Annotated in this window: 10 protein-coding genes and 1 pseudogene; 9 read left to right on the top strand and 2 right to left on the bottom strand. The window is 68.0% G+C overall.

What is annotated here, in order from left to right; genetic code table 11:
• The 4 genes from mutS to IV088_RS14220 form a co-directional block, all read left to right on the top strand.
• The coding region (gene mutS, locus IV088_RS14205) for a DNA mismatch repair protein MutS (RefSeq protein WP_291103151.1) at positions 1–1,142 on the top strand (1,142 nt) is incomplete at its 5' end.
• Entirely contained in the window at positions 1,139–1,966 is an 828-nt protein-coding gene (locus IV088_RS14210) for a proteasome-type protease (RefSeq protein ID WP_291103153.1), read from the top strand. The genes mutS and IV088_RS14210, both read left to right, overlap by 4 nt.
• A 151-nt stretch (positions 1,967–2,117) precedes the next feature.
• Positions 2,118–2,957, top strand: a complete 840-nt coding sequence (locus tag IV088_RS14215; protein ID WP_291103155.1) for an alpha/beta hydrolase — start codon at positions 2,118–2,120, stop codon at positions 2,955–2,957.
• Positions 2,958–3,041: 84 nt separating this feature from the next.
• A complete protein-coding gene (locus tag IV088_RS14220; protein WP_291103158.1) occupies positions 3,042–4,961 on the top strand; it encodes a PAS domain S-box protein in 1,920 nt (639 codons plus the stop codon).
• Between the two features lie 147 nt (positions 4,962–5,108).
• On the opposite strand, the gene IV088_RS14225 is transcribed toward IV088_RS14220, so the two are convergent.
• Together IV088_RS14225 and IV088_RS14230 are read right to left on the bottom strand one after the other, a co-directional pair.
• Positions 5,109–5,933: an undecaprenyl-diphosphate phosphatase gene (locus IV088_RS14225; protein ID WP_291103160.1), complete on the bottom strand. Its 825-nt coding sequence runs from the start codon at positions 5,931–5,933 to the stop codon at positions 5,109–5,111.
• Between the two features lie 112 nt (positions 5,934–6,045).
• Positions 6,046–6,633: a hypothetical protein gene (locus IV088_RS14230; RefSeq protein WP_291103162.1), complete on the bottom strand. Its 588-nt coding sequence runs from the start codon at positions 6,631–6,633 to the stop codon at positions 6,046–6,048.
• A 237-nt stretch (positions 6,634–6,870) separates the two neighbouring features.
• Here IV088_RS14230 and IV088_RS14235 point away from each other — a divergent pair, with 237 nt between their 5' ends.
• The 5 genes and pseudogenes from IV088_RS14235 to IV088_RS14255 all read left to right on the top strand — a co-directional run.
• Positions 6,871–7,374, top strand: a complete 504-nt coding sequence (locus IV088_RS14235) for a DUF2306 domain-containing protein (protein ID WP_367171589.1) — start codon at positions 6,871–6,873, stop codon at positions 7,372–7,374.
• A gap of 26 nt (positions 7,375–7,400) precedes the next feature.
• Complete coding sequence (locus IV088_RS14240; RefSeq protein WP_291080999.1) at positions 7,401–8,447, top strand: dienelactone hydrolase; 1,047 nt, start codon at positions 7,401–7,403, stop codon at positions 8,445–8,447.
• 32 nt (positions 8,448–8,479) lie between these two features.
• Positions 8,480–8,776, top strand: a complete 297-nt coding sequence (locus IV088_RS14245) for a 2TM domain-containing protein (RefSeq protein ID WP_291081183.1) — start codon at positions 8,480–8,482, stop codon at positions 8,774–8,776.
• The gene (locus IV088_RS14250) at positions 8,773–9,834 is read left to right on the top strand and encodes a sensor histidine kinase (RefSeq protein WP_367171590.1); all 1,062 of its coding nucleotides are present in this window, start codon (positions 8,773–8,775) and stop codon (positions 9,832–9,834) included. The genes IV088_RS14245 and IV088_RS14250 overlap by 4 nt, the downstream gene beginning before the upstream one ends.
• A pseudogene (locus IV088_RS14255) lies at positions 9,831–10,003 on the top strand (DNA-binding response regulator); the annotation flags it as partial. The gene IV088_RS14250 and the pseudogene IV088_RS14255, both read left to right, overlap by 4 nt.

Raw genomic sequence — 10,003 nt, forward strand, 5'->3', positions numbered from 1 at the left:
CGTCCAAGGTGCCCGACGACTACCGCCGCCGCCAGACGCTGAAGAACGCCGAGCGTTTCATCACACCCGAACTCAAGGCGTTTGAAGACAAGGCGCTGTCCGCGCAGGACCGGGCGCTGGCGCGCGAAAAGTGGCTGTACGACCACCTGCTCGACGAGTTGCAGGCCTGGATTGCCCCGCTCACGCAGCTGGCGCGCGCCATGGCCGCGCTCGATGCGCTGTGCGCGCTGGCCGAACGATCGCTCACGCTCAATTGGTGCGCGCCACAGTTCGTGCCCGAGCCTTGCATCGACATCCGCGGCGGGCGCCACCCGGTGGTGGAAGCGCGGCTCAACGAAACCAGCGGCGGCAGCTTCATCGCCAACGACACGGTGCTCGGACCCAAACAGCGCATGCAGGTCATCACCGGCCCCAACATGGGCGGCAAGAGCACCTACATGCGGCAGGTGGCGGTGATCGTGCTGCTGGCCAGCGTGGGCAGCTACGTGCCGGCGCAGGCCTGCCGCCTCGGCCCGATCGACGCCATCCACACCCGCATCGGCGCCGCCGACGACCTGGCCAACGCGCAATCGACCTTCATGGTCGAGATGACAGAGGCGGCCCAGATCCTGAACGCTGCCACGCCACAGAGCCTCGTGCTGATGGACGAGATCGGCCGCGGCACCTCCACCTTTGATGGCCTGGCGCTGGCCGGTGGCATCGCCGCCCACCTGCACGACAAAGCCAAGGCCTTCACCCTGTTCGCCACCCACTACTTCGAGCTCACCGAGTTCCCGGCCGGCCACCACGCGGCGGTGAACGTGCACGTGAGCGCGGTCGAGGGCGGTGGCAAGAGCGGCATCGTGTTCCTGCACCAGATCGAGCCCGGCCCGGCCAGCCGCAGCTACGGCATACAAGTTGCAAGGCTCGCCGGCGTGCCGGCCGCGGTGGTGCAGCACGCGCGCCACGCGCTCGCCGCGCTGGAGAGCCAGAGCGAGCAGAGCCGCAGCCAGGTGGACCTGTTTGCCCCGCCGCCGCCGAGCGCCGAACCCCAGATCCACCCCCTGCAGACCGCGCTGCAGGGCATCGACCCCGACGCGTTGACCCCGCGCGAAGCGCTGGACCAGCTCTACCAACTCAAGAAACTCAGCCTGCAACCATGACTTACTGCGTCGCCGTCAAACTCAATGCGGGGCTGGTTTTCCTGTCCGACTCGCGCACCAACGCGGGCCTGGACCAGATCAGCACCTTCCGCAAGATGATCGTTTACGAAAAGCCGGGCGAGCGCTTCATGTGCCTGCTGTCGGCCGGCAACCTCTCGATCTCGCAGTCGATCCGCGAGATCCTGCAGATTGAGCAGGTCGAGGACCACGAAGGGGGTGAGCCGATCACGATCTGGAACGCGAAAAGCATGTTCGACGCCGCGCGCGTGCTCGGCTCGGCGGTGCGCCATGTGTACGAGCGCGACGGCGAATCGCTCAAACGCTCGGGCGTGGACTTCAATGTGTCCATGATCTTCGGCGGCCAGATCAAGGGCGAAGGCATGCGCCTGTTCCAGGTCTATTCGGCCGGCAACTTCATCGAGGCCACGGCCGAGACGCCCTTCTTCCAGGTCGGTGAATCCAAGTACGGCAAGCCGGTGCTGGACCGCGTGATCACCCCCGACACGCCGCTGGACGAGGCCGCCAAGTGCGTGCTGGTGTCGATGGACTCCACGCTCAAGTCCAACCTCTCGGTGGGCCTGCCGCTGGACATGGTGGTCTACGAAGCCAACCAGCTGCAGAGCGACAAGATCACCTGCATCGACGAGAACAACCCCTACTTCCGCATGGTCCACAGCACCTGGGGCCAGAAGCTGCGCGAGGTGTTCGACAGCATCGAAGACCCGACATGGGACGGCGCCCACACCGAGGTGCCGCTGATCTGCAACACGGGGCGCAACCAGCCTTTGAAGAAGATTTCGAACGCAAAAGAAAAACTGATCTGATGGCGACCAGGGCGCAACCGGTGCGAGGTCAGGCCATCCTCCGGGGCGTAGTGTCCCGACACGGGGATGCGGTGGAACCGGCTTTGCCGGGCCACTCGCATCGCCCCCTTGAGGGGGAGACGCGCCAGCGGCGCGGCGCAGGGGTGGGTCGATGTCCTTGATCGTTTTCTCCCACGCCAACAGCTTCCCCGCCAGCACCTACGGCGTGCTGTTCAAGTCGCTGCGCGCGCGCGGCTATGCGGTGCGGGCGCTGGAGAAATTCGGCCACGATCCGGCCTACCCGGTCACCAGCAACTGGTCCCACCTGGTGCAGCAGCTGGCCGACTTTGCGGCCCCGGAAATCGAGGCGCACGGCCAGGGCGCCTGGCTGGTGGGCCATTCGCTGGGCGGTTTCCTCAGCCTCATGTGCGCCGCGCGCCACCCGCAGCTCGGCGGGCATGCGGTCAAGGGCGTGCTGCTGATCGATTCGCCGGTGCTCGGCGGCTGGCGTGCCAAGGCGCTGGAACTGGCCAAGCGCACCCATCTGGTGGGCTCGGTGTCCCCCGGCAAGGTCAGCCGACGGCGGCGTAACGCCTGGCCCGACACACCGTCGGCCTTCAACCACTTCGCCGGCAAGAGCGCCTTCGCCCGGTGGGACCCCCAGGTGCTGCGCGACTACATCGCCCATGGCACCCACGACGAATCCACGGCCAAGGGCTTGCGGCGCGTGCTCAGCTTCGACCGCGACGTGGAAACCGCGATCTACAACACCCTGCCCCACAACCTCGACCGCCTGCTGCGGCGCCACCCGCTGCAATGCCCTGCCGCCTTCCTCGGCGGCACCGAGTCGCAGGAGATGAAGCAGGTCGGGATGACCATGACCTACAAGCTGGTGGGCAAAGACCACCCCGAGCGCTTGCGCATGATCGAAGGCAGCCACCTCTTTCCGATGGAGCGCCCGCAGGAAACGGCGGCCAGCATTGAGGCGGCACTCAAGTCCATGCCGTCGTGATCCGATAAATAAGTCACCTCGCCGTTGTGCGCCCGGGAAGCCCTGTTTCCAAATACTCGTCGCACTGGCTACGATGGCTGGACCATGATCGCGCCCTCCCCCAACCCTCCAGTCCTGAAGCGCCTCTGGCAAAGCTTGCTGGACTGGGAACCCCGCACACAATCCGGCTGGAGGCGTTTCGGTGCTGCCATTGCGCTCACGCTGCTGGCCGCTTGGCTGCGCATGGCGCTGGCACCGGCCGAGTCCGGTGGGCGCTTCATCACGATCTCGCTCGCGGTCGCGCTCTCGGCACTCTATGGCGGTTTCGCCGCCGGCATGGTCAGCACCGTGCTGGGCATGGTGCTGGTGAATTTTTTCCTGGTCAAACCCTACGCGGCGCTGGCGTTTGACAACCCGACCGAGGCCTTCTGGCTCAACCTCTGGCACTTTCTCACCCAACTGGTGGTGGTGAGCGCCATCGCGCTCATGCAACAGAAAAGACGCCTCTGGCATGAAGCCGATGAAGCGGTTCGGCTCAGCACCCGGCAACTGGAAGACACCTTCGAGCACAGCGCCACCGGCATGGCCCACAGCCGCCTGGACGGGAGCTGGATCCGCGTCAACCAGACCTACTGCGATCTGATCGGCTACACCCGACAGGACATGGAGACCATGAGCTTTCGGGACTTCACCCATCCCGACGACCTGGGGCTGGACCTGGACCTGCTGGCGCGCACCCTGTCGGGCGAGATCGACCACTACAGCATCGAGAAACGCTACATCCACCAAAAGGGCCACATCGTCTGGGTGCACCTGACGCTGTCTCTGGTGCGCACGCCCGCGGGGGAACCCGACTACCTGATCGCGGTGGTGCAGGACGTGAGCGACCGCAAGGCCACTGAGGTGGCCTTGCGCGTCAGCGAACAGTTGTTGCGCCAGGCGCAGCGCATGGCGCGGCTGGCTCCCTGGCAGGCCGACATGATCACGGGGCGCTTCTCCTCCCTGGGCGACGCCCCGGCGTTTCTCGGCATGCCAACCACCAACTACGGCGCCGACGACCTGCTGGCACTCATCCATCCCGAGGACCGAGCGTTGGTGCAGCGGCAGTGGCCGCTGGCATTGAAAGGCCGCCTCCGCTACGACGTCGAATACCGGCTCTTGCTCGGCGATGAAGAGCGCTGGCACTCGGTACAGGCCGAATTCGAGCGCGATGCGCAGGGTCGGGCCGTGCGAGCGCTGGGTGTCACACAGGACGTGACCGAACGCAAACAGGCCGAACTCGAAATTCAGCGCCTCAACGCCTCGCTGGAACAGCGCATCCAGGAACGCACGCGCGACCTCAAAGGTGCCTACGACGACCTGGAGAGCTATTCGTACGCCGTGGCCCACGACCTGCGCTCACCGCTGCGCATCATCAATGGCTTTGCCCAGGCCCTGCAGGAAGACCACCCGTCGCTGGACGACGCCTGCCATGGCCATCTCAGCCGGATCATGGCCGCCAGCAAGAAGATGGGCGAGCTGATCGACGGCCTGCTCCAGCTCTCCCAATACACGCGTGGTGAGGTACAGCGGGTGCCGGTGAACCTGAGCGGCGTCGCCACGCGGCAGCTGGAAGAGCTGGCCGCCGCGGACCCCGGGCGCCGGGTGACTTGGTCGATCGAACCCGACATCGAGATTCAGGCCGACCCCGCCCTGATCGACGCCCTGATGCAGAACCTGCTGCACAACGCCTGGAAGTACTCGGCCGAAGTGCCCGATGCGCACATCCGCGTCTTCACTCAAGACACCCATGGCCAGAGGCACTACTGCGTGAACGACAACGGCGCGGGCTTTGACATGGCGCGTGCGGACAAGCTGTTCCAGCCTTTCCAGCGCCTGCACCAGGCCCACCAATTCTCGGGCCTGGGCATCGGTCTGGCCACGGCGCGCCGCATCGTGCAGCGGCACGGCGGCAGCATGCGCGCCCAAGGAACCCCCGGGCAAGGCGCCACCTTCTGCTTCACACTGCCCGACGGCGCCGAATAGGAACCGGCTCAGGCAGGATTCCATTGCGCCGGAGCACGGACCGCAACGCATGAAGCGCTTCAACCCAGGGCACCGCCGGGCCGGCTTTGCCGGACGGCCAGTGCCGCCCCCTCGGGGGGTAGCGCGAAGCGCTGCGGGGGGGTTACCTCAAGCGTTCCAGTCCACCCAGCCGAAGTGTGCGGTCAGCAGGATCAGCGCACCGAAGGCGATGCGGTACCAGGCAAACGGCACGAAGCTGTGGCTGGCCACGTAACGCAGCAGCCAGCGGATGCACACCCAGGCGCTGAGAAACGCGAACAGCAGGCCCACCGCGAACAGCGGCAGATCGGCCATGGAGAGCATGTCGCGCGCCTTGTACAGGCTGTAGGCGCCCGCCCCGATCAGGATCGGGATGCCGAGAAAGAAGCTGAAATCGGTGGCCACCTTGCGCGACAGGCCGAACAGCATGCCGCCGATGATGGTGGAGCCCGAGCGGCTGGTGCCCGGAATCAGGCCGAAACACTGCGCCAGCCCCACTTTCAGTGCGTCCATTGCGGTCATGTCGTCCAGGTCGTGCACTCGCACGCTGGCCTGCTGGCGCCGCTCGGCCCAGAGGATGACGAAGGCCCCCAGGATGAACGCCGTGGCCACCACCGTCGGGGTGAACAGGTTCGCCTTGATCGCTTTGCCGAGCAACAGGCCCAACACCACGGCGGGCAGGCAGCCGATGACCACGTTGAGCGTGAAGCGCTGCGCCGTGGGCTGCGAGGCCAGGCCCAGCAGCGTGGCGCGCAGGCGCTGCCAGTACACGATGATCACCGCGAAGATCGCGCCGGTCTGGATCGCGATCTCGAACACCTTGGCCCGCTCGTCATGAAACCCCAGCAGGCTCCCGGCCAGGATCAGGTGACCGGTGGACGAGATCGGCAAAAACTCGGTCAGCCCCTCCACCACGCCCATGATGGCGGCCTTGATCAACAACACAACGTCCATACAGCATCCAGCGCGTGGCGCGCGTCACAAAAAAGAACAGGCCAACCGCTGGCCTGTTCATAGTGTTCTATCGTACCCCCTACCGCCGCCGCACCCTCAAGACGGCGCCTGGTCAACGCGGCAAGGGGTCGAGCCGCAGCTCCAGCCCGCCGGGCACCACGCGCAACGCGCCGGGCTGGTAGCCCCGGCGCCCGACCGCCTCCAGGTCTTCGGGCTTGAGGCGGTGGACCACCAGATCGGGCAACAAGCCCTGAACCAGCGCGCCGCCCAGGCGCTTGAAACGCGCCGCATGGGCTGGCGACGTCTCGGGCAGATCCATGCTTTCCAGGCGCACATCCGTGAGCCGCACCGTGTTGTCGGTCGGCTCCAGGCGCAGGCCGTAGCTCAGACTGAGCGTGCCGCGCTGCGTGCGCGTCTCGACCAGCGGCACGCCCACGGTGAAATCCAGTTGCGTGCCGATGCGGTTTTCCGCCGGCATCAGGCGCAGTCTGGGCGTGTCCAGCGTGACGTCAAACAGCTCCAGGGTGCGGTTGCTGCGCGGAAACTGGCGCGCGATCGCCTCCATCAGCTTCTTCTCGGAGATCTCGACGGTGCGCGGGCCGGGTTGCAGCACCGAGCAACCGGTCAGGGCCCAGGCGGACAGCACTGCGGCCACGAGCGCCCCGGTCCTGAGCCACTGTCGTCGGGCGGTGTCGGACATGCGGTGTTCCTTTGTGGTGGGGTGGGTCGCGTCCATTGTAGGAACACCGCCGTCCACCCCGGCCCCATCGCGGAGTCTGAAGCACCCGGCCCTCGCGCCACGCCCGCCCTTCGCGCCCGCTGGCGGCGTTTCACACCCGCGCCGCAGCGTTCCGTCGCAATCGGCTCGCGCAGCCACCGGGCTGGCGGCACAGTCGCGCCACGGTCCCGGAACGACCGGGAACCGAAGGAGCCCACCATGTCACTCACCCCCCTCATCGCCATCCACCTCAGCGCCGCGCTCGGCGCCCTGGTCATCGGCCCGGTGGCGTTTTGGGCGCGGCGCGGCCACGCAGCACAGCGCGGTGCCGACCAGCGTCCGCGCCTGCACCGAGCCGCCGGCTACGCCTGGGTCACGCTGATGCTGGTCACCGCCCTCTCGGCCATCTTCATCAGCGACCCCGTGGTGCCCAACATCGCCGGTTTCTCCGCCATCCACCTGCTGATTCCAGTGGTGCTGGGCATGCTGTTCCTCGCGTTCCGCTTCCTGCTGCGCGGCAACATCCGCGGCCACCGCCTGACCATGGTCTTGCTCTACATCGGCGGCTGCATCGGCGCCGGTGCATTTGCCCTGATGCCCGAGCGCTTCCTCGGCCAGTTGGTCTGGAACCAGTGGCTGGGCGTGATCCCCACCCACCACGCCTCACAGCCCACCGTGCCACCGGCGACCGAACACCTCGCCCTGCAACGCCAGCCTCGCTGAACCTGCTTGACCCGGAGACCGCCACCATGAACCCCCGCAAGACAACGCCCCTGCTCGCCGGCCTGCTGGCATCGTTGCTGAGCGCCACCGCCCACGCGGGCACCGGTCTGACCGAACTCCCGGGCCAGGGCAGTGATGGCCCCGTGACCGTGTACTACCCCACCGATGCCGACGACGTGCCCGTCTCGCGTGGACCGTTTCGCCTGCGGCTCGCGCCCGGCAGTGTGCCCGCCCGTGGCAACGGCCGCCTGGTCGTCATCTCGCACGGCTCGGGCGGTGCGCCCTGGGTCCATGCCGATCTGGCTCGCACGCTGGTCCAGGCCGGCTTCGTGGTGGCCATGCCCGAACACCAGGGGGACAACTACAAGAACACCCGCAACCCCGGCCCCGACAGCTGGAAGCTGCGGCCGGCCGAGGTGTCGCGCGCCATCGATACCGTCGCGCGCGACCCGCGCTTCGCCCCCCTGCTCGCGCTGGACAAGGTCGGCATGTACGGCATGTCGGCCGGCGGCCACACGGCGCTCAGCCTCGCGGGCGGTCGCTGGTCGCCAGCCCGCTTCAAGGCCCACTGCGAGGCCCACATCGCCGAGGACTTCCCGGCCTGCGTGGGCCTGTTCACGCGGCTCACCGGCGGCGTGCTCGACGGCGTGAAGAAGGCGGCAGCGGTGAACGTGATCGGCCAGCGCTTCGACGACGCGACCTGGCACACCCACCACGATCCGCGTGTGGCGGCGGTGGTGGCCGGTGTGCCCGCGTCGGCCGACTTCGACCCGGCTTCGCTCGCCACGCCGCGCGTCCCGCTGGGTCTGGTGACGGTCGGGCGCGACCGGTGGCTGACCCCGCGCTTTCACAGCGACCGCATCGCGCAGGCCTGCACACCGTGCGAGCGCATCGCCCACCTGCCAGACGCCGGCCATGGCGCGCTGCTGTCGCCGCCGGTCCCGCCGGAGGTGATGGGCGCCCTGGAGGCCGACCTGCTGGCCGACCCGCCGGGCTTCGACCGCGCCGTGCTGCCCGAGGTCGACCGCAGAATAGCCGCCTTTTTCCGCACCCACCTGAGCACCGCCCCATGAACACCCTCTCACCTAGAATGAAATCGACCACCATGAACACCCCCTTGTCTTCGCAAGAAATCGACAAACTCGCGCGCCGGCGCGCCGGCGCCAAACTCGGCTGGTACACGCACGCCGCGGTCTACGTGCTGGTCAACCTGGTGCTGCTGGGCCTGTCGGCCAACGGCTTTGGCACCCGCCCCTGGTCCGTGTTTCCGCTGCTGGGCTGGGGCCTGGGTCTGACGCTGCACGGGCTGTCCGTCTTTCTCATCGGCGCGGGTGGCGGCCTGCGCGAGCACCTGGTGCAGCAGGAACGCGAGCGCCTCCAGCGCCAACAAGGCAGGCCTTGAGAACCGCGCCCGCCATCAACTGGCTTGCCAAGCTGCGGCACTTCCTGCAAGTGATGGCCTTCGCCTTGATGGTCGCGACGCTGCAGTACGCCTTCATGCCCGAACGCCCCTACGGGCCGCCCCTGGTGTACTCACTGCTGATCGCCACCCTCACCTGGGCCGTGATCGACCTCGGGCGCGATCTGTTTCCCTCGGCCGCCGAAACCGGCTGGCCCAAGGGCTATGCGGGCCTGGCGCTGGTGCTGGCCGGCATCGTCATCGGCTACCTCGTGGGCACCACCCTTGCCGACGCGGTGTGTCGGTACTTCCAGTGGTACCCACCCGGCACGGGCCAGACCACGAGCGAGCTGCGCAGCTCCATCCTGATCACCGCGCTGGCCGGGGTCGTGGGCTCGTTCTACTTCTACGCCGTCAACAAGGGCGCCTACCTCCAGCGCAAGATGGCCGAGGCGCGTCATCAGGCCAACGAAGCGCGCCTGAAGCTGCTCGAATCGCAGCTCGAGCCGCACATGCTGTTCAACACCCTGGCCAACCTGCGCGCGCTGATCGGCACCGACCCCGCGCGCGCCACCGCCATGCTCGACCGGCTCAACGACTACCTGCGCGCCACCCTCACCGCCTCGCGCACCGACGCAGTGTCGGGCCGCCACACCCTGGCCGACGAATTCGCCCGCCTGCGCGACTACCTCGAGCTGATGGCCGTGCGCATGGGCCCGCGCCTGCGCTACACGCTGGAGCTGCCCGAGGCGCTGAGCGCGCAGCCGGTGCCGCCGCTGCTGCTGCAGCCGCTGGTGGAGAACTGCATCCGCCACGGGCTGGAGCCCAGCCTGCAGGGCGGCGAGATCCGCGTGGCCGCGCGCCAGGGCGCCGCCGGGCTGGAGCTGGAAGTCAGCGACACCGGCGTGGGCTGCAGGCCCACGCCCGAGCCGGGCTTCGGCCTGTCCCAGGTGCGCGAGCGCATCGCCACCGCCTACGCCGGCCAGGCCCACATGGACTGGCACAGCCAGCCCGGCAGCGGCACGTGCGCCCGGCTCACCCTGCCTTTGCACACGCCATGAACGCCACCGCCCTGATCGCCGAAGACGAGCCCCTGCTGGCACAGGCCCTGCAGGCCGAGCTGGCGCGCGCCTGGCCCGGGCTGCGCGTGGTGGCCACGGTGGGCGACGGCGACGCCGCCGTGGCGCAGGCGCTGGCGCTGCGGCCCGACGTGCTGTGGCTCGACATCCG

This window comes from Hydrogenophaga sp. (genome assembly GCF_018780075.1).
In the GTDB taxonomy this organism is placed as follows: Bacteria; Pseudomonadota; Gammaproteobacteria; order Burkholderiales; family Burkholderiaceae_C; genus Hydrogenophaga.

Coding starts and splice junctions, on each gene's coding strand:
- IV088_RS14235 (WP_367171589.1), top strand. CDS start 6,871: ATGTCACTCACCCCCCTCATCGCCATCCACCTCAGCGCCGCGCTCGGC.
- IV088_RS14210 (WP_291103153.1), top strand. CDS start 1,139: ATGACTTACTGCGTCGCCGTCAAACTCAATGCGGGGCTGGTTTTCCTG.
- IV088_RS14215 (WP_291103155.1), top strand. CDS start 2,118: ATGTCCTTGATCGTTTTCTCCCACGCCAACAGCTTCCCCGCCAGCACC.
- IV088_RS14240 (WP_291080999.1), top strand. CDS start 7,401: ATGAACCCCCGCAAGACAACGCCCCTGCTCGCCGGCCTGCTGGCATCG.
- IV088_RS14245 (WP_291081183.1), top strand. CDS start 8,480: ATGAACACCCCCTTGTCTTCGCAAGAAATCGACAAACTCGCGCGCCGG.
- IV088_RS14225 (WP_291103160.1), bottom strand. CDS start 5,933: ATGGACGTTGTGTTGTTGATCAAGGCCGCCATCATGGGCGTGGTGGAG.
- IV088_RS14230 (WP_291103162.1), bottom strand. CDS start 6,633: ATGTCCGACACCGCCCGACGACAGTGGCTCAGGACCGGGGCGCTCGTG.
- IV088_RS14220 (WP_291103158.1), top strand. CDS start 3,042: ATGATCGCGCCCTCCCCCAACCCTCCAGTCCTGAAGCGCCTCTGGCAA.